General features: G+C 70.8%; 17 protein-coding genes. 8 read left to right on the forward strand and 9 right to left on the reverse strand.

The window, feature by feature from the left end:
* Positions 1 to 384: 384 nt before the first annotated feature.
* From BMY74_RS36845 to BMY74_RS36860, 4 genes are all read right to left on the reverse strand, one after another.
* Entirely contained in the window at positions 385 to 1,371 is a 987-nt protein-coding gene (locus tag BMY74_RS36845; RefSeq protein ID WP_089924326.1) for a 1-aminocyclopropane-1-carboxylate deaminase, read from the reverse strand.
* A complete protein-coding gene (locus tag BMY74_RS36850) occupies positions 1,368 to 1,997 on the reverse strand; it encodes a GntR family transcriptional regulator (RefSeq protein WP_089924331.1) in 630 nt (209 codons plus the stop codon). The genes BMY74_RS36845 and BMY74_RS36850 overlap by 4 nt, the downstream gene beginning before the upstream one ends.
* A gap of 120 nt (positions 1,998 to 2,117) precedes the next feature.
* Positions 2,118 to 2,681 carry a GNAT family N-acetyltransferase gene (locus BMY74_RS36855; protein ID WP_089924334.1) on the reverse strand — a complete coding sequence of 188 codons (564 nt, stop codon included), beginning with the start codon at positions 2,679 to 2,681 and terminating at the stop codon, positions 2,118 to 2,120.
* Positions 2,678 to 3,166, reverse strand: coding sequence for a YbaK/EbsC family protein (locus BMY74_RS36860; protein WP_089924337.1), 489 nt, complete (start codon positions 3,164 to 3,166; stop codon positions 2,678 to 2,680). The genes BMY74_RS36855 and BMY74_RS36860 overlap by 4 nt, the downstream gene beginning before the upstream one ends.
* Positions 3,167 to 3,369: 203 nt before the next feature.
* Between BMY74_RS36860 and BMY74_RS36865 the strand changes: the two genes are divergently transcribed.
* Positions 3,370 to 3,801 (forward strand): SAV_6107 family HEPN domain-containing protein, encoded by a 432-nt coding sequence (locus tag BMY74_RS36865; protein WP_089924465.1) that lies wholly within the window; start codon positions 3,370 to 3,372, stop codon positions 3,799 to 3,801.
* Positions 3,798 to 4,544 carry a maleylpyruvate isomerase N-terminal domain-containing protein gene (locus BMY74_RS36870; RefSeq protein ID WP_245786561.1) on the forward strand — a complete coding sequence of 249 codons (747 nt, stop codon included), beginning with the start codon at positions 3,798 to 3,800 and terminating at the stop codon, positions 4,542 to 4,544. The genes BMY74_RS36865 and BMY74_RS36870 overlap by 4 nt, the downstream gene beginning before the upstream one ends.
* Here the strand turns inward: BMY74_RS36870 and BMY74_RS36875 are convergent.
* Positions 4,521 to 6,092, reverse strand: coding sequence for an alkaline phosphatase D family protein (locus BMY74_RS36875; RefSeq protein ID WP_089924340.1), 1,572 nt, complete (start codon positions 6,090 to 6,092; stop codon positions 4,521 to 4,523). The two genes, BMY74_RS36870 and BMY74_RS36875, sit on opposite strands and share 24 nt — an antisense overlap.
* Before the next feature lie 24 nt (positions 6,093 to 6,116).
* Between BMY74_RS36875 and BMY74_RS36880 the strand changes: the two genes are divergently transcribed.
* The gene (locus BMY74_RS36880; protein ID WP_089924343.1) at positions 6,117 to 6,611 is read left to right on the forward strand and encodes a VOC family protein; all 495 of its coding nucleotides are present in this window, start codon (positions 6,117 to 6,119) and stop codon (positions 6,609 to 6,611) included.
* Positions 6,612 to 6,919: 308 nt separating this feature from the next.
* On the opposite strand, the gene BMY74_RS36885 is transcribed toward BMY74_RS36880, so the two are convergent.
* Positions 6,920 to 8,572: a DUF885 domain-containing protein gene (locus tag BMY74_RS36885; protein WP_089924348.1), complete on the reverse strand. Its 1,653-nt coding sequence runs from the start codon at positions 8,570 to 8,572 to the stop codon at positions 6,920 to 6,922.
* A 183-nt stretch (positions 8,573 to 8,755) separates the two neighbouring features.
* Between BMY74_RS36885 and BMY74_RS36890 the strand changes: the two genes are divergently transcribed.
* Positions 8,756 to 9,334, forward strand: coding sequence for a DUF3153 domain-containing protein (locus BMY74_RS36890; protein WP_245786562.1), 579 nt, complete (start codon positions 8,756 to 8,758; stop codon positions 9,332 to 9,334).
* Positions 9,335 to 9,343: 9 nt separating this feature from the next.
* On the opposite strand, the gene metF is transcribed toward BMY74_RS36890, so the two are convergent.
* Entirely contained in the window at positions 9,344 to 10,225 is an 882-nt protein-coding gene (gene metF / locus BMY74_RS36895; protein WP_089924350.1) for a methylenetetrahydrofolate reductase [NAD(P)H], read from the reverse strand.
* A 68-nt stretch (positions 10,226 to 10,293) separates the two neighbouring features.
* Here metF and BMY74_RS36900 point away from each other — a divergent pair, with 68 nt between their 5' ends.
* The 3 genes from BMY74_RS36900 to BMY74_RS46850 all read left to right on the forward strand — a co-directional run bounded on the left by BMY74_RS36900 (position 10,294) and on the right by BMY74_RS46850 (position 14,439).
* Complete coding sequence (locus BMY74_RS36900; protein ID WP_089924355.1) at positions 10,294 to 11,397, forward strand: polyprenyl synthetase family protein; 1,104 nt, start codon at positions 10,294 to 10,296, stop codon at positions 11,395 to 11,397.
* A 193-nt stretch (positions 11,398 to 11,590) separates the two neighbouring features.
* Complete coding sequence (mptB, locus tag BMY74_RS36905; protein WP_245786564.1) at positions 11,591 to 13,039, forward strand: polyprenol phosphomannose-dependent alpha 1,6 mannosyltransferase MptB; 1,449 nt, start codon at positions 11,591 to 11,593, stop codon at positions 13,037 to 13,039.
* On the forward strand, positions 13,036 to 14,439 hold the full coding sequence (locus BMY74_RS46850) for a phytoene/squalene synthase family protein (RefSeq protein ID WP_089924358.1): 1,404 nt from the start codon (positions 13,036 to 13,038) through the stop codon (positions 14,437 to 14,439). The genes mptB and BMY74_RS46850 overlap by 4 nt, the downstream gene beginning before the upstream one ends.
* 122 nt (positions 14,440 to 14,561) lie before the next feature.
* On the opposite strand, the gene BMY74_RS36915 is transcribed toward BMY74_RS46850, so the two are convergent.
* Positions 14,562 to 14,927, reverse strand: a complete 366-nt coding sequence (locus BMY74_RS36915) for an Rv2175c family DNA-binding protein (RefSeq protein WP_245786571.1) — start codon at positions 14,925 to 14,927, stop codon at positions 14,562 to 14,564.
* A gap of 77 nt (positions 14,928 to 15,004) precedes the next feature.
* On the opposite strand from BMY74_RS36915, the gene pknB reads away from it, so the two are divergent.
* Positions 15,005 to 17,029, forward strand: a complete 2,025-nt coding sequence (gene pknB / locus BMY74_RS36920; protein ID WP_143091852.1) for a Stk1 family PASTA domain-containing Ser/Thr kinase — start codon at positions 15,005 to 15,007, stop codon at positions 17,027 to 17,029.
* Positions 17,030 to 17,102: 73 nt separating this feature from the next.
* On the opposite strand, the gene BMY74_RS36925 is transcribed toward pknB, so the two are convergent.
* Positions 17,103 to 17,921 (reverse strand): 3-deoxy-7-phosphoheptulonate synthase (locus BMY74_RS36925; RefSeq protein ID WP_143091853.1); only part of this gene is annotated, 819 nt, incomplete at its 5' end.

Genomic DNA, 17,921 nt, shown 5'->3' on the forward strand with positions numbered 1-17,921 from the left:
AGCCGAGCTGGGCTGGGTCCGGCGAGCCGAGCTGGGCTGGGTCCGGCGAGCCGAGCTGGGCTGGGCGAGCCGAGCTTGGCGGGGCTAGCCGAGCTTGGCGGGGCGAGTCAGGCAGGGCGTGGACGGGCAAGGCTGGGTAGGGCGAGCCGGGCCGGGCGGTTCGGGGCGGGCTGGGCTCGCACACCTCCGGCCGCAATGGACTCGGCGTGCTCCTCTCGCCCCGGCCGTGGCCCTCGCACTCCTCGCCCGGCGCGACAGTTCGCCGGTCACGCCCGAACCGCCACGCGTCCGGCCCGGCCCGGCTCGGTGCAACGCTCCCGCCCACCGCGGCACCCCCGGCACCCGCGCCACCCCCGTCAAGCCCGCGCGCGCCCCCTCCCCGAACTACTGCGGGAACAGCGAGCTGTAGGCGTTCAGCGCCGGCTGCCCGCCCAGGTGCGCGTACAGCACCGTGGAGTCGCGCCCGATCTCCCCCGACGACACGAGGTGGATGAGCCCCGCCAGCGACTTCCCCTCGTACACCGGGTCGGTGATCATGCCCTCGAGGCTCGCGCCCAGGCGCATGGCGTCCACTGTGGAGTCGTCGGCGATGCCGTAGGTGCCGGCGTGGAAGCGGTCGTCGAGGAGGATGTCCTCTTCGGACACCGTGACCTCGCGGAGCTTGGCGGTGTTGTGCGCGATGCGGGTGATCTGGGCGCGGGTCTCGGCGGGCTTGGCGGAGGCGTCGATGCCCAGCACGCGGCGGCCGGTGTCGTTCGCGAAGCCCGCGACCATGCCCGCCTGGGTGCTGCCGGTGACCGAGCAGACGACGATCGTGTCGAAGAAGACGCCGAGCTGCGCCTCCTGCTGGCGGACCTCGTCCGCCCAGTTCGCGAAGCCCATGCCGCCGAGCGGGTGGTCGGAGGCTCCGGCGGGGATCGGGTAGGGCTTGCCGCCGGCGGCGCGGACCTCCTCGATCGCCTGTTCCCAGGCCGGTTTGACGCCGATGCCGAACTCGGCGTCCACCAGGCGGACGTCGGCTCCCATCATGCGGCTGAGCAGGATGTTGCCGACGCGGTCGCTGCCCACGTCGGCCCAGTCGACCCAGCTCTCCTGCACCAGCACGGCCTTGAGGCCGGCGCGGGCCGCGGCGGCCGCTACCTGGCGGGTGTGGTTGGACTGGATGCCGCCGATCGACACGAGGGTGTCGCAACCGGTGGCCAGCGCGTCGGCGACGAGGTACTCGAGCTTGCGGGTCTTGTTGCCGCCGTAGGCGAGGCCGGAGTTGCAGTCCTCGCGCTTGGCCCAGACCGCGGCGCCGCCGAGGTGTGCGGTCAGGCGGTCGAGGCGGTGGACTGGCGACGGCCCGAAGAGCAGCGGGAATCTGGTCACAGTTCCTCCTCCAGGGTGCTCCAGTTCTCGTCGACCAGCGTGGCGACGAGCGCGGCGTCGCCCTTCTCGCACGCCTCGATGATCTGCTGGTGCTGGGTGACGGAGTGGCGGGCGTTCGGTGAGGAGAACCGGCTGTGCTCGGCCCTGCGCACCAGCGGGGTGAAGCGGTCGATGGTCGCGGCGATCGCGAAGTTGCCGCAGCGGCGGACGGCCACCGCGTGGAACTCGTCGTCGGCGGCCAGCGCGGCGACGGCGTCGTCGGCGTCGAGCGCCTTCTTGAAGGCCTTGTTCGCGGCGCGCATCGCGGCGATGTCCTCGTCCGACATCCTCGGCACCGCGATGCCGGCGGCGAGGGCGTGCATGGACTGCACGACGACGAGTGCGTCGCGCACGGGTTCGGCTTCCAGCGCGGTGACACGGGTGTAGGCGTGCGGCTTGGTCTCGACCAGGCCCTCGTCGGTCAGCGTCGCGAGCGCCTCGCGCACCGGGGTGCGGGACAGGCCGAGCCGCTCCGCCAGCTCGACGTCCTTGATGGGCGTGCCCGGCTCGAGGTCGCCGCGCACGATCGCTGACCGGATCTCGGCCGCCGCCCGCTCCTTCAGTGACCCATATCCAATATATTGCATATTGGTGAGCGTAGGGACGGGGTCAGGTGATCGCAACCCCTCGCCGGGCCGCGACAAGACGTCCGCGCACGAAAACGGCCTGCTCGACGACGTCGAGCAGGCCGGGAAGAGCCGGGAGGTCTAGGTGATCGGCAGCGTTCGGCCGAGGACCGCGAACGGACGCGGGTCGCCGGTGAACTGGTAGTGCCGCAGCACGTCCAGGAAGCCGACGCGGCGGTAGAGCTTCCACGCCTTGCTCGGGCCTTCGGGCGTGGACAGCAGCACGCGGGAGGACGGCACGCCCTCCATGAGCCTGCGGAGCAGGTCCTCGCCGAGGCCGCGGCCCTGCGCGCGCGGCAGCACGTGCAGTTCGGTGAGCTCGAAGTAGTCGGTGAGCCATTCGTCGACGACTGCCGGCGGCGACACCTGCATCAGGCCGCGCCGCACCTGCTCGTGCCACCACTGGCCGGCCGCGCCGCGGTAGCCGTAGCCGATGCCGACGAGTTCGTCCTGCTCCCCCAGCGCGACGACGCAGCGCCAGTCCTCGCGCATCATGTGCGCGAGCCACATCGGCGCGCGCTGTTCGACGGTGGCGGGCGGGTAGTTCATCGCCGTCACGTACAGCGCGAGCGCCTCGCCCAGCCGCTCGTTCAGCTCCGCGGCCGTCATCTCGACGATGCGCTCCAGGCGCGGCGAGGCCGTCATGACGCCACCGCCGCGACGCGTCCGCCCGTCAGCGCCACCAGGTCCGCGAAGGTCGTGGGGTACACGGCGTGCGGGTGGCCCGCGGCCGCCCAGATCTCCTCGTAGCCGGACAGCGACTCGTCCACCACGGTCTCGATCGGCGCCGGGTGCCCGACCGGGGACACACCGCCGATGACCTGGCCCGTGTGCTCGCGGACGAACTCGGGGTCGGCGCGCTTGACCGCGTCCGCGCCCACCAGGCCTGCGATCAGTGACGTGTCCGCGCGGTGCGCGCCCGACGTCAGGACGAGCAGCGGGGACGCCTTCCCGTCGCGCACGGCGGCGAAGACCAGGCTGTTCGCGATCGCGCCGACCTGCACGCCCACCGCCTGCGCCGCGGCCGCCGCGGTCCGCACGGCGTCCGGCAGCACGACGATGCGTGCGGCGGTGGCGGCCGGGAGGGCTTCCGCTACCTTGCGGATTCCGGGGTGTTCGAGCGAACTCACACCTCCATCAGACCACGACTCACGCCCACGTGGTGGGGCGGGTTGAGGAATCCATCGGCTGGGAGCTACGCTGGTGGGGACTCGAACATGTGTTCGAGTCTCACCATGCCTCGGAGGTGGGGTGGGGGAAGCACCCCACCTCCGAGAGCCGCCGGCTTCCCCTCGGCGGTGACGTCGTTCACCGACGCCACGAGGAGGCCGAGATGACAGCCGATCTTTCGAATCCGGCAGCCTTCCCCGTCCCCATCCCGATTCCGCTGCCACCCGCGTCCGCGCTGGCCCTGCTCCGGCAGGCCCGCGACTCGCTCGCCGAGTCGGAGCGCACGCCCGAGCCGTCGGAGCGGTTCGCGACCGCTTACCTGGCCGCGTTGCGCGCGGCCGCCGCAGTGCTCGCCTTGCGAGGACGGCCCCATCGCGGGCGGTCGAGGCCGACCAGCGCCTGGGTGCTGCTCGGCGCGATCGCGCCCGAGATGAGCGAGTGGGCCGCTTTCTTCGCGTCGTGGTCGTCCACGCGGGCCGCCGTGCTCGCGGGGATCACCAGGCACGTCAACGCACGCACGGCTGACGATCTGGTGCGCCAGACCCATCTGTTCGTGACGCTCGTCGACCGCGTGATGAGCGAGGCGAGGCGGTGAACCTGCTCGACGTGTTGCGCCATGAGGCGGACCTGCTCGCCATGTCCGCGATCGGTCAGCCACCGCACAAGGGCGTGCCCGCCTGCCCCGGGCTGAACCTCGGGGAGACCGTGAGGCACGTCGGCGGCGGCTATCGCGGCGCACTGACCTGGATCAGGCTCGGCCGCGAGCCCGAAGCCGGGGAGTGGCGCGACTACCCGGCGCCGGAAGAGGATCCGCTCGAGTTCATGCGGTCGGGCGCGGAGGCCGTGATCGCCGAACTCGAGGCGCACGGGGAGGACGAGCCGTGCGCGACGTGGTGGCCCGACCGGCAGGACTTCGGGTTCTGGCGGCGACGGCTGGCGCACGAGACGACGGTGCACCGCATGGACGTGCAGGGCGCCGCGGGCATGGACGTCGGTGCCGTCGACGACGAGGTCGCGGTCGACGGCGTCGACGAGGTGCTCACGTTGTGGCTGGGGCACAAGCTCGACGTGCTCGGGGTGCGCGGGTCGCGGGACAGCCTCGTCGCCATCCAGGTCGAGGACCACCTGTGGCTCACGCGGTGCGGCCCGCAGGGCGCGTCGGCGTGGCGCGTGGTCGACCCGGAGGACGCGCACGCCGCCGACGCGCAGGTGTCGGCGAGCCCGATGACGATGTACCGCTGGCTGTGGGGCCGGCTGCCCGACCGCATGGTCACGACCGTCGGCGACGACGACGCGATCGCGCAGCTGTGGGCGCTACTCCGTCTCGCGACCAAGTAGGACGGACGCGGTCTCCTCGCCCGTCGCCGACAGCAACCGGTAGCGGGCGAGGCGGCCGTCGACGTCCAGCAGCGCGATGGAGTTCCCGAAGTGCGGGCCACTGGTCTTGCGCCAGTGCACCAGGTCTTCCGGGACACCGGCCCACGTGGCCAGGCGGCGGAAGATCTTCGACGCCACGCGCGACCACGAGAACCGGAACGCCGGCCGCAGCACCTTCGGCGCCTCGTTGTGGATGGGCGAGCACACGAGCTGCGCGACCACGGCCTTGGTGGGACTGGGGAACTCGGCCTCGGCGACATAGCTGTGGTGGACGTCGCCGGACAGCACGCACACCGTCGCGGCGCCGTTGTTGCCGGCCTTCTCGATCATGCGCGAGAGCCGGTCGAACGACTCGCGGAACGCGGGCCAGTGCTCCAGGTCGACGACCTGCCTGATGCCCTCGGCCGCCTTGCCCTGCCAGCCCGGCTTGTTCGCGCCGATCTCGTTGAGGGACTGGAAGTGGCTGAGCGCGTGCGGCATCAGCCACGGCAGCGACGAGCCGATCAGCAGGTGGTCGTACTCGTCGGCCTGGTCGACGTTCTGCTCGATCCAGTCGAACTCGTCGTCGTTGATCATCTGCCGCTTGCCCTCTTCGAGGATGCGGCCGGAGCGCGTGTCGACCATGAGCAACCGGATGCGGCCGAACTCGCGGCGGAAGCTCCACCACGTCGACTTGCGGCCCTCGGTCTCCCTGTCGGCCGCCTCGGCGAACTCCAGCAGCATCGGCAGCACGTCCGTGCCCTGCGCCTTCACCTTGGCGTACAAGGAGTTCTTGGCGAGCTCGGCCGGGCTGAGGTTGCCCAGGTGCTGGTAGACCCAGTACGACGAGATGGCGCCGCGGATCCTGTCGCGCCACCACGGCTTCTCCGCCATCTGCGCGCGCCACACCGCGGAGGTGTTCCAGTCGTCGCGCACGTCGTGGTCGTCGAAGATCATCGCGGTCGGCACCACCGACAGCAGCCAGCGGATCTCCGGGTCGCCCCAGGTCTCGTGGTAGAGGCGGGCGTACTCACCGAAGTGGACGACCTCGCCGTCGGGTTCGTCGGTGTCCTTGCGGCGATCGCGCAGCCACTGCTTAGTGGAGTCGGTGGGCTCGTCGGCGTAGACCTGGTCCCCCAGCAGGATCATCGCCTGCGGCCACTCCTCCTCCGGGGCGGCCATGAGCCGTTGCGCGAACGCGTCGAGCGCGTCCGGGCCGAGCGGCTGGTCCGGCGCGGCGCGGCACGACCCGAAGGCGATCCGGCGGACCTGGCCCGTGCGGATGACCGGTTTCGGGAACCTGCTACCAGGTTCCGGCCAGACCTTCTCGCCGTCGAGTTCGACGTCGTACTCGGTGCGGGGACCCAGACCTTCGAGCCGGACGAGCGCGTAGTGCTGGTTGCCTGCCTGGAACGTGCGCGCCGTGCCGCCGGCGATCTTCACCTCGCACGAGGCGTCCGTTTCGACCCACAACGTCGCGGACGTGTCGTCGACATATCTGAGGAGCGGTCCGAGCACCAGCTTCGCCACGCGCGAGACAGTACCCTCGCACGCGTGGAAATCACGTTCGAGTCGGCGGATCCCCCGGCACTGGCCGCCTTCTGGTCCGAGTTCGCGGGCGACGAGATCGAGCTGACGTTCGTGTGGAGCGACGCGCCGAAGATCGAGAAGAACCGGATCCACATCGACCTGGCCTCGACCTCGCCCGAGCACCAGGCGGACATCGTCGCGCGGGCGCTCAAGCTCGGCGCCGAACACGCCGACGTCGGTCAGGCCGACGTGCCGTGGGTGGTGCTGCGCGATCCGCAGGGCAACGAGTTCTGCGTCCTCGAACCCCGGCCCGAGTACCCCGGTGTGATCGCGGCCGTCGTCGTCGACTCGCGCGACCCGCTGGCGTCCGCCGAGGCGACCGGGCACCCGGTGGCGCGCAGCGGTGACGGGTTCGCCTCGGTCCGCCCCGAGGCCGGGCCGTGGCTCGAGTTCGTGCGCACCGACGACCCGGAGCCGATCACGAACCGCGTGCGCGTCCGGTGGGCCGATCCGGCGTAAGGCCGGGCACCACTTCGGCCGGCCGTACATGACCACCTACCAGCTGGCGATCAAGGTCGACCGGGCGCACCCGGAGGTGGCCCGCGAGCTCAAGGCGAGGTGGGCGGCACGGGCAAGGGGTACAGCCTCGCGCAGTACTGTCCAACGACGACGTGCGCAGGCTGACTTGCACAGGACCGGACGGCGAACCGTTCGACAGCAGCCTGACCGGCACCGGTTCGACATCTCGCTGTTCCGCCTGTGCCACCCCGCTCGCTGATATCCGATATATCAGCAAGCCGATATATCGGATATCAGTTGAACGCTCGTCAGAGGGCGGCCAGTCGCTCGCGCAGGGTGTCGAGGCCCATCGCGCCCATCTCCAGGGCCTCCTTGTGGAAGCGCTTGAGGTCGAAGTCGGCACCCTTGCGGGCCCGCGCGTCCTCGCGCGCCGCGAGCCACAGGCGCTCGCCGAGCTTGTACGAGGGCGCCTGTCCCGGCCAGCCGAGGTAGCGGTCGAGCTCGTCGCGGGACGCGGCGGGCTCCTGCAGCGTGCGGGTCAGCATGAACTCGAGGCCGAGTTCGGGGGTCCAGCGCTCGCCGGGGTGGAAGCCGGTGCCGGCCGGGATCTCCAGTTCCAGGTGCATGCCGATGTCGATGATGACGCGGGCCGCGCGGAACAGGTGCGCGTCGAGCATGCCGAGCAGGTCGGCGTCGTCGTCGAGGTAGCCGAGCTCGCGCATGAGGCGTTCCGCGTAGAGCGCCCAGCCCTCGCCGTGTCCCGACACCCAGCACAGGAGGCGCTGGAAGTCGTTCAAGGTCGCCGACTGGTACACGGCCGTCGCGCACTGGAGGTGGTGGCCCGGCACGCCCTCGTGGTAGACCGTCGAGGTCTCGCGCCAGGTCGGGAACACCGACTTGCCCTCGGCGATCGACCACCACATGCGGCCGGGGCGGGAGAAGTCCGCGGTCGGCTGCGTGTAGTAGGCGCCGACGGAACCGCCGGGCGGGGCGATCCTGCACTCGAGGTTCATGAGCGCGTCCGGCAGGTCGAAGTGCACGTCGCGCAGGTCGAGCAGGGCCTTGTCGGACAGCTCCTGCATCCACGCCTGCAGGCCGTCCTGGCCGTGCACCTGGTAGCGCGGGTTCTCGTCGAGGAACGCCGCGGTCTCCGCCAGCGAGGCGCCCGGCTTGAGCCGCGCCGCGACCTCCTTCATCTCGGCCTCGATGCCGAGGAACTCCTCCCAGCCCCACGCGTAGGCCTCGGCCAGGTCGAGCTTCGACCCCGTGAAGTAGCGGGAGCCCAGGCGGTAGCGCTCCTCGCCCACCGCGTCCTTCTCCGGTGCCTTGGGGGCCAGTTCCGTGCGCAGGAACGAGGCGAAGTCCGCGTACGCGGCAGAAGCGGCGGAGGCACCGGTGTCGAGAGAGGAACGCACGGAACCGTCGACGTCGGCGGACGCGACGAACGGGCCGAAGAACGTCGTGGCGAACGTGTCGCACTGCTTGGCGACCTTGGTGACCTGACGCAGCGCTGAGACGTTGCCGCGCGAGGCGGCGTGCGAGAGAGAGGCGCGCAGACCGTCCAGGGCGGCGGGCACGGCGGCGAGGCGGCGGCCGATCGTGGCCCACTGCTCCGGGGTGTCGGTCGGCATCTGGTCGAAGATGTCGCGCACCGACTGGATCGGGCTCGCGATGACGTTCAGCGAGGACTCGGTCACCCCCGCCTCGTACAGCTCGTGTTCGAGGCCCACCCGTTCGAGGAACACGGCGCGGGCGGCCTCTTCCGAGGCATCCGCGGGCTGTGCGCCGGTGACGTCGGCGAGTGCGCGGACGGCGAGTTCGTCGCGCGCCGCGTGTCCTTCCGGGGAGAGGTCCGTCAGCTGGTCGTCGGATCCCGAGAAGCCGAGACTGGTGGCGGTGATGGGGTCCAGCGCCACGAGGTCGCGGACGAACTTGTTGCTGATGTCGTGCACGGATGCCATGTTCCGTGACGCTACCTCGCGCCTCTCGACGCCAAAAGGTAGTTAGTCAAGCTCACGACCTTCGGAGGGGACCTGCGTCGTTCGGGCCGTGCTGGCAGGATGTCGGCCGTGCGTCGTTCCCGGGCACTTCTGCTGCCGGTCTTCTTGCTGCTCACCCTGTTTTCGCTGAGTGGTTGCGTTCGCGTGTACGCCGCCATGGCCGTCTCGGAGGACGACCGCATCTCGGGTGAGATCGTCGCGGCGACACCGCCGACGCAGGACAACGACCCCGGCCCGCAGCTCAAGGTGCCGCCGGAGCTCGAGAGCCGCGTCACCACCAAGGAGTACCGGGTGGAGCAGTACGCGGGCACGCAGCTGTTCTTCAACGGCCTGACGTTCGACGAGATGCGGACGCTGTCGACGGCGACGAGTTCGTCGAACAGCCGCTACAGCCTCAACTTCCGCCGGTCGGGTGATCTTGTCACGCTGTCGGGGTCGGTCGACCTGACCCAGGTGCCCGTGGAACGCGCGGACATCCAGGTCAAGGTCAGCTTCCCCGGCAAGATCGTGAACACCAACGGCCGCGAGGAGGAGAACAACACGATCGCGTGGTCTCCGAAGCCCGGTCAGGCGTCGATGCTGCAGGCCACCGTGCAGTACGCGGGTGAGAACTCCCAGTCGTTCTTCGGCTGGGCGCTGCTGGTCGCGGGCCTCACCGGCGGCGCTGCGCTGATCGTGGTCGTGCTCGCGCTCATCGCTCACAAGCGCAGTGCGCTTGCTTAGGGCCCTCTCTCAGGCGCGGGTGACCAGACCCAGGCGCCCCAGCACCTCGCGCGTCGCCTTCGCCCTGTTCATCGTGTAGAAGTGCAGCGCGGGAACGCCCTCGTCGAGCAGGCGCTGGCACATCTCGGTCGCGATGTCGATGCCGGTCGCCCGGAACCCCGCCACGTCGTCGGCGTACGGCTCCAGCCGGCGCGACACGTCGAGCGGCAGGTCGGCACCGGACAGCTCCACGATCTTGGCGAGGCCGCGCGGCGACAGCATCGGCATGATCCCCGGCAGGATCGCGGCGGAACAGCCCGCCGCCGCCACCCGGTCGCGCATCCGCAGGAACGGCTCCGGCGCGTGGAACAGCTGGGCCACCGCGTAGTCCGCGCCCGCGTTGAGCTTGCGCAGCAGGTACTTCAGGTCGGTGTCGAGGTCGGTGGAGCGCGGATGCCCGTACGGGAACGCCGCCACACCCACGCAGAAGTCGCCGAGCTCGCGGACCAGTGCGACGAGTTCGTCGGCGTAGGACAGGCCCTCGGGGTGCGCGACCCACTCGCCCATCGGGTCGCCGGGAGGGTCGCCGCGCAGCGCCAGGATGTTCCGCACGCCGATCGCCGCGTACCAGCCGATGACGTTGCGCAGTTCGGCCACGGAGTGCTCGACGGCGGTGAGGTGCGCGACGGGGAGCAGCGTCGTCTCCTGCGCGATGCGGCCGGTGGCGCGGATCGTGCGGTCGCGGCGCGACCCGCCGGCGCCGTAGGTGATCGACACGAACGCCGGGTCGAGGCCTTCCAGCTCGCGGACGGCCTTCCACAGGACCTTCTCGTCCTCCGCGTCCCGGGGTGGCAGGAACTCCACCGAGAACTTGGGTGACTCCCCCTGGAGCCGCTCCACCACCGACGTCATGGCACCAACCCTAGTGGTACTTCCGCCAGGTGGGACACGGGCTCACCATGTGGAACGCATGCCCCGACATGCGGGTGTCCCCGGACACAGCGGACCATGGACGGGTGTCCCACCACCCAATCGATGTTGCCCTGCCCCAGCACGTGGACGAAGCGCTGACCGCTTATCTGGCCTCCCGGCGCGCGTCCGGCGAGGCGATGGACCCGAGTTTCGCGAGCGCGGTCGACGCGCTCTCCGACTTCGTGCTGGGCGGCGGCAAGCGCATCCGCCCGACCTACGCGTGGTGGGGCTGGCGCGCGGCCGGGGGCGACCCCGACGGCGAGCTCGCGGGCGAGGTGCTCACGGCCGTCAGCTCGCTGGAGCTGATCCAGGCGTGCGCGCTGATCCACGACGACCTGATGGACGCCTCGTCGGTGCGCCGGGGCAGGCCGACGGTGCACATCGCGTTCGGCGCGCGGCACCGCGAGCAGGGCTGGCTGGGCTCCTCGGAGCGGTTCGGCATGTCGGCGGCCGTGCTGATCGGCGACGTCGCCCTGGCGTGGGCGGACGACATGCTCTTCGCCGCCGGGCTGCCGCCGGAGGTGCTGCGGCGGATGAGCGAGCCGTGGCGGGACATGCGCACCGAGATGCTCGCGGGCCAGTACCTCGACGTGCTGACGCAGGCGCGGGGCGACTCGTCCCCGGACGCCGCGGTGCGCATCGACCGGCTCAAGACCGCCGCGTACACCGTCGAGCGGCCGCTGCACATGGGCGCGGCGATGGCGGGGGCGTCGCCCGAGCTGATCGGCGGGCTGCGCGCGTTCGGTGCCGACATCGGCGTCGCGTTCCAGCTGCGCGACGACCTGCTCGGCGTGTTCGGCGACCCCGAGGTCACCGGCAAGCCCGCGGGCGACGACCTCGCCGAGGGCAAGCGCACGCTGCTCGTCGCGCTGGGCATGCAGCACGGCGCCGATATATTGGATATCGCCCTCGGCAAGCCCGACCTCGACCTCGACACCGTCGAGGAGGTCCGGCGAGCGCTCGTGAAGGTCGGCGCCGTCGACGCCGTCGAGGAGCGCATCGAGGAGCTGACGAAGAGCGCGCTGGCCGCCCTCGACGCCGCACCCGTGGCCGAGCCGGCCGCCACCAAGCTCGCCGACCTCGCGATCAGCTCGACGAAGCGGACCTTCTGAAGTCGATCATCTCCACCGTTGCTCCACTCGGCTCTGCTTCCGGTTCCTGAGAGTTGGTTAACTCCTCGTCACCGTGTGGCCCGTTGCCTGCTGACGCTTCCGCGCCTTGTGCAACGATGTTCGGGCGATGGCAGCAACTCCGTCCCTCCCCCGCACGAGCTCCGAGGCGTCGATACAGGAGCTTCAACCAGTCGTGCGCGCGAACACCTACGCCATCCCCATCCGCACGACCATGCTCGGTCTGCTGGGCGTGGCGCTGATCGCGCTCGGGGGAATGGGTGCCGGCGCGATCCTCGAGCGCGACCCGCTGCTCGCCCAGGTCGGGCTGAGCTGGCTGCGCTACGGCCACGGCCGCGACCTGGCGAGCATGGTCCTGTACCTGGGCCTGGGTCTCGTCATCTGGGCGTGGATCCGGCTCGGCCGCCTCGTGCGGTGGGGTGAGATCGGCGACTTCGCGGTGCTGGTCGCGGTGACGGTCTGGACGTTGCCACTGCTGTTCGCGCCACCGCTGTTCAGCAAGGACATCTACAGCTACCTGGCGCAGGGCCAGCTCGCGCTGAGCGGGTACGACCCGTACACGGTCGGGCCCGCCGTCCTGCAGAGCACGCTGTCCGAAAACGTCAGCTGGGTGTGGCAGCACACGCCGGCGCCGTACGGGCCGTTGTTCATCCTGGTCGCGAAGGCGATCGTGTGGATCACGGACGCGAGCGTCATCCTCGGCGTCGTCGCCATGCGCTTCTCCCTCGCGGGCGGCCTGGTGCTGCTGTGCTGGGCGCTGCCGGGCCTGAGCAAGCACCTGGGCGGCAAGTCGGCGATCGCGCTGTGGCTGGTCGCGGCGAACCCGCTGACGCTGATCCACCTGATCGGCGGCGCGCACAACGACCTGCTCATGGTCGGCCTGATGGCCGCGGGCGTGCTGCTGGTGCTCGACCGCAGGCACGTGCTCGGGTTCGTGCTGCTCGCCCTCGCGTTCTCGGTGAAGGCGACGGCGGTCGTGGTCGTGCCGTTCCTCGTGTGGATCTGGGCCGCGCGCCTCGACGGCGACAAACGCGCCCAGTTCCGCAAGGCGCTGGTGCCCGGCCTGGTCGCGTTCCTCGGGACGTTCGCCGTGTGCACGCTCGTCGCCGGGGTGAACCTCGGCTGGATCCCGGCGCTGCGCAGCTCGTCGATGATCATCAACTGGCTGTCGGTGCCGAGCGCGGTCGGCGACTTCGTGCGCATGGTCGTGAACTGGTTCGTCTACGTCGACGGCGGCATCTTCATCGGCGTCGCGCGGGCCCTGGGCTCCGTGGTCCTGATCTGGATCGCGTACACGCAGTGGTGGGCGTCGCGCGACGGCGAGGTGCGCGACGCGATCCGCCGCGGCGCGCTGACGATGCTGGCCGTCGCGCTGCTGTCGCCCGCGACGCTGCCCTGGTACTTCAGCTGGCCGCTGGCGCTCGCCGCCGGGTTCGCGTGGAGCACGGCGGGCCTGGTCGCGGTGACGATCGCGTCGCTGTTCCTGCTGCTGGTGACGTTCCCGAACGGCGACACGGCGCTGTACTCGTGGGGCTACCTGTTCTTCGCGCTGCTGGTGTCGGCACTCGCGGCGCGGTCGCTGGTGAAGCCGGACCCGTTCGGCCTGTCCTCCCGCTACGAATGAGCCACGGCACCGTGGACCTGGGCGACGCCTATGCCGCGTGCCGCCGCATCAACGCGCGGTACGGCAGGACGTTCTTCCTGGCGACGACGCTGCTGCGGCCCGAACAGCGGCCCGCGGTGCACGCGCTCTACGCGTTCGCCCGGTGGGCCGACGAGATCGTCGACGCGGCCGGGGTGACCGACCGCGCGGGTGAGCTGGACCGCCTGGAACGCCTCCTGGAGAAGCCGCCGTCGAACCCGGTCCTGCACGCGCTGGCGGACACGAGGCGCCGCTACGACATCGACGGGTCGCTGTTCACCGACTTCCTCGCGTCGATGCGGATGGACCTCGACGTGACCGAGTACGCCGACCTCGACGCCCTCGGCGTCTACGTGCACGGCTCGGCGGAGGTCATCGGCCTGCAGATGCTGCCGGTGCTCGGCACCGTGGTGCCCCGCGAGGAGGCCGCACCGCACGCGGCCCGGCTCGGGGTGGCGTTCCAGCTCACCAACTTCCTGCGCGACGTCGGCGAGGACCTCGACCGCGGCCGCGTCTACCTGCCGCAGGACGTCCTCGGCGCGCACGGCGTCGACCGCGACCTCCTGCAGTGGTGCCGCTCGCACCGGCGCCCGGACGCTCGCGTGCGACGAGTGCTCGACGACCTCGTCGCGCACTCATATGCGATATATCGGTCGGCGGAGCCGGGGATCGAGATGGTGTCGCCGGCGTCGCGGCCCTGTGTGCGGACTGCACACACGTTGTATCGCGACATCCTCGGGCTCGTCGGCTGCGAGGTGTTGTGGCGGCGGGTGGCGGTGCCGAACGCGCGTCGGCTCGCGGTGGCACTGCCGGGCGCCGGTAGGGCCCTCGTCGCGCGGCTGAGGACGTCGGGGGTGGGTGGAGCGGCGGTGCCGGGGGTGGGGGCCGCGGTGAGTCCGGGAGTGGGCCCAGGAGCCGGGTCGGTGGTGGCGACGGAACTGGGCGCAGGAGTCGGCCCGGCGACGACCGCGAAGCCGGACGCAGGAGACGGCCCGGCGACGACCACGAAGCCGGACGCAGCAGTCAACTCAGTGGTGGCCACGGAACTGGGCACAGGTGTCGGCCCAGTGACGACCGCGAAGCCGGACGCAGCAGTCCGCCCGGCGACGGCCTCAGAGCTGACCCGAGAGGTCGGCCTCGTCGTCGCCACAGAGCTGGCCCCGGAAGCGAACCCAGAGGCCAGCCTGGCGCTGAACACGGACGACAGCCAGGTACCGGCCACGGCGGTGGCCCAAGAAGTCGGCGCGGTACCGACCGCGGCGGCGGACCCGCGGAAGGTCGCGAGGTCCGACACGGCGTCAGCCCTGAACGCACCGCCCGCGGTGACCCCGGATGTGAACCCCGGCGTCACCGCGGAAGCGTCACCGGGGACGTCGAGGTGAGCCCCGCTTTAGGGACGCGCGAAGGTTCAGCCCGGCGGGGTTCGGCCGGGTGTGATTCGGCGCAGCGGGGCTCCGGGCATCTCCCACCTGCGAAGACGCCCGGAACCGCTGCTGTCGGTGTCTCAGAAACCCATGGCCTGCGCGCGTCGCTTTACCTCGCGCCCACGGTCTCCGCGCAATGCTTCGATCGGAGTGCCAGGGAGGCTTTCGTCCTCCGTGAAGAGCCAGCGCAGGATCTCCTCGGTGGAGAAGTTCTGGTCGCGCAGCACCGTGATGGTGCCGGGCAGACCCTTCACCACGGTTCCGGCGGCGAGGAACGCCTCGGGAACGACGAGGACGCCGTTCCGCCGCTCGGCGAGCAGTTGCCCGTCGCGCAGCATTTGGTGGACCCGGGTGACCGGAAGTCCCATTCGGTCGGCCACCTCGGGGAGAGGAAGAACCTCCAGGTCGGCAGCCAGTACATCCGCAGCGGCAGGAATCGCACTCACGGGGGTCACGATGCCATAACCGAACTGGGAACGCCCTTCCGCCAACCGGGTCATCCTGAGCTTTACCATCTCGCACTGTGGAGAGGTCGGTTTCGAACGTGATGGGTGGACTGCTGGAGCAGCGCTACCGGGTGGACGCCGTGCTGGCGCGCGGCGGCATGTCCACCGTCTATCGAGGTCGTGACACCCGCCTCGATCGCGATGTCGCCATCAAGGTGATGGATCCTCACCTGACCGCGGACCCCGCGTTCGTGGCGCGCTTCGAGCGCGAGGCGCGGGCCGCGGCCCAGTTGCACCACCCGGCCGTGGTGTCCGTGCACGACCAGGGCGTCGACGGTGACCAGGTGTACCTGGTGATGGAGCTGATCGACGGCGGCAACCTCCGTGACCTGCTCAACCAGCGCGGCAAGCTCGCTCCCGCCGTCGCGTTGAGCATCCTCGGCCCCGTGCTGTCGGCGTTGGGCGCGGCTCACCGCGCCGGGCTCGTGCACCGGGACGTGAAGCCGGAGAACGTGCTGATCGGGCCCGGTGGCCAGGTCAAGGTGGCGGACTTCGGGCTGGCCCGCGCGATCGGCGGGAACGGTGTCACGAGCGACAGCGAGATCCTCGGCACCGTCGCCTATCTATCACCCGAACAGGTGGAGACCGGCACGGCGGACGCGCGCAGTGACGTCTACTCGGCCGGGATCGTGCTCTACGAGATGCTGGCCGGTCAGGCGCCCTACCGAGGCGAGACGCCCATCTCGGTGGCCTACCAGCACGTGAACTCGGACGTCCCGTCGGTCGCGGACGTCCCGCTGGCGCTCGACACGCTGGTGCGCAAGGCCACGCGGCGCGACCCGGTGCTGCGACCCGCGAACGCCGACGCGTTCCTGGCCGAGCTGGAGCGCGTGGGCACGGAGCTGGGCCTCACGCCGCAGCCGGTGCCCGTTCCCGGTTCGGCGCCCGAGAACGACAGGACGGTCATCATGCGGCCGGTGCCCGTCGCCGTCGGCGCCACTCCCCCGTCGGCCGCCGAGCTGACCAGGCCGGTCGTGCCGAAGCCGCCGCTCCACTCGGCGATGACGACGGTCAGCACCGGCCCGGCGACGCCTCCTCCCGGCATCCCGGCCTCGGCGACGCGCACGATGCAGCGGCCCGAGCAGCCGCGCCGCCGTCCCGCGCAGAAGCGGAAGTCGGAGGCCGAGAAGCTCGAGGAAGAGCGCAAGCGGCGCAAGCGGCTCTACACGATCTGGGGCGCCGTGGCCGGCGTCGTGGTGGTCGCGGTCGGGCTGTTCACCTGGTACGTCTCCGCCAACCGCTACACGGAGATGCCGTCGGTGGTGGGGCAGTCCGAGCAGAACGCGCAGGTGCTGCTCTCGCAGGCGGACCTCACCGGCCTGGTCGAGAAGGTGCCGTCCAACGACGTCCCCAACGGCACGGTCATCAGCGCCGACCCCGGTCCCGGCGCGGAGCTGCGCAAGAACCAGCAGGTCAAGCTGGTCGTGTCGCGCGGCAAGCCCGTGGTGCCGTTCATCACCGCCGGTACCGACGAGGCCGTGGCGACCAAGGAGATCCAGGCCGCGGGCCTGAAGGTCACCAAGGACGCCTCGAAGGACGCGTTCCACGACACCGTGCCCATCGGCAAGGTCGTGGGCATCGACCCGCGTCCCGGCACCGCGCTCAACCTCGACTCGCCGGTCACCCTCATCATGAGCAAGGGCCCGCCGCCGCGCCTGCCGGTGCCGAACGTCACCGGCAAGACGAAGACCGAGGCGGACGCCGAACTGCAGCGCGCCGGTCTGGAGCCGGTCGACGCGGGGGGCGACGAGGCCCCGGAGAACGGCAACTCGCGCGTGGTGCGGACGGACCCGCCCGCGGGCACGGTGCTGGACCCGACCCAGAACAAGAAGGTCACGGTCTTCTACCAGAACAACAGCGAGGTCGAGGTGCCCGACGTCTCCCGAAAGAAGGTGCGCGAGGCGAAGGAGGAGCTCGAACGGGCCGGCCTGAAGGTGAAGGTCGAGTTCAACAAGAGCGGCAACGCGACCGTCGTGAACCAGTCGATCCCGCCGCGCACGCGGGTGAGGCGGGGAACCGAGATCACGATCGTCGGCCTCTGACCGCAGCGAAGCGAAGGGCCCCGCGTTCTCGACGCGGGGCCCTTCGTTCTTCAGCTCGTCTTCAGCGAACCTGTCAGGAGCGCAGCATCTCGGCGACGAGGAACGCGAGCTCGAGCGACTGCTGCGTGTTCAGGCGCGGGTCGCACGCCGTTTCGTAGCGGCCGGCGAGGTCGTCGTCGGAGATCTCCTGGGCGCCGCCGAGGCATTCGGTGACGTCCTCACCGGTGAGCTCGATGTGGATGCCGCCGGGGTGCGTGCCGAGGCGGCGGTGCACCTCGAAGAAGCCCTGGACCTCGTCGACGATGCGGTCGAAGTGCCGGGTCTTGTAGCCGGTCGACGACTCGTGGGTGTTGCCGTGCATCGGGTCGCACTGCCAGATGACCTTGTGGCCGCTGGCCTCGACCTTCTCCACGATGGCGGGGAGCACGTCGCGCACCTTCTGGTTGCCCATGCGCGAGATGAGCGTCAGGCGGCCCGGCTGGTTGCGCGGGTCGAGGCGCTCGACGTACTCGACGGCCATCTCCGGCGTCGTCGTCGGGCCGATCTTGAGACCGATCGGGTTCGCCAGCATCTCGGCGAAGGCGATGTGCGCGCCGTCGAGCTGACGGGTGCGCTCGCCGATCCACACGAAGTGCGACGACAGGTCGTAGAGCTTCGGCTCGTCGCCGGTCGTGTCGAGGCGCAGCAGCGCGCGCTCGTAGTCGAGCAGCAGCGCCTCGTGCGAGGCGAAGATCTCCGTGCCGTGCAGCGACTGGTCGTTCACGCCGCACGCGGACATGAACTTGAGGCCGCGGTCGATCTCGCCGGCCAGGGCCTCGTAGCGCTCGCCGGCGGGCGAGGTGCGCACGAAGTCGCGGTTCCAGTCGTGCACGCGGTGCAGGTCGGCGAGACC

Source organism: Lentzea albida, assembly GCF_900111005.1.
Lineage (GTDB): Bacteria > Actinomycetota > Actinomycetes > Mycobacteriales > Pseudonocardiaceae > Lentzea > Lentzea albida.

Coding starts and splice junctions, on each gene's coding strand:
- BMY74_RS36850 (WP_089924331.1), bottom strand. CDS start 1,997: ATGCAATATATTGGATATGGGTCACTGAAGGAGCGGGCGGCGGCCGAG.
- BMY74_RS36855 (WP_089924334.1), bottom strand. CDS start 2,681: ATGACGGCCTCGCCGCGCCTGGAGCGCATCGTCGAGATGACGGCCGCG.
- BMY74_RS36865 (WP_089924465.1), top strand. CDS start 3,370: ATGACAGCCGATCTTTCGAATCCGGCAGCCTTCCCCGTCCCCATCCCG.
- BMY74_RS36885 (WP_089924348.1), bottom strand. CDS start 8,572: ATGGCATCCGTGCACGACATCAGCAACAAGTTCGTCCGCGACCTCGTG.
- metF (WP_089924350.1), bottom strand. CDS start 10,225: ATGACGTCGGTGGTGGAGCGGCTCCAGGGGGAGTCACCCAAGTTCTCG.
- BMY74_RS36900 (WP_089924355.1), top strand. CDS start 10,294: ATGCGGGTGTCCCCGGACACAGCGGACCATGGACGGGTGTCCCACCAC.
- BMY74_RS46850 (WP_089924358.1), top strand. CDS start 13,036: ATGAGCCACGGCACCGTGGACCTGGGCGACGCCTATGCCGCGTGCCGC.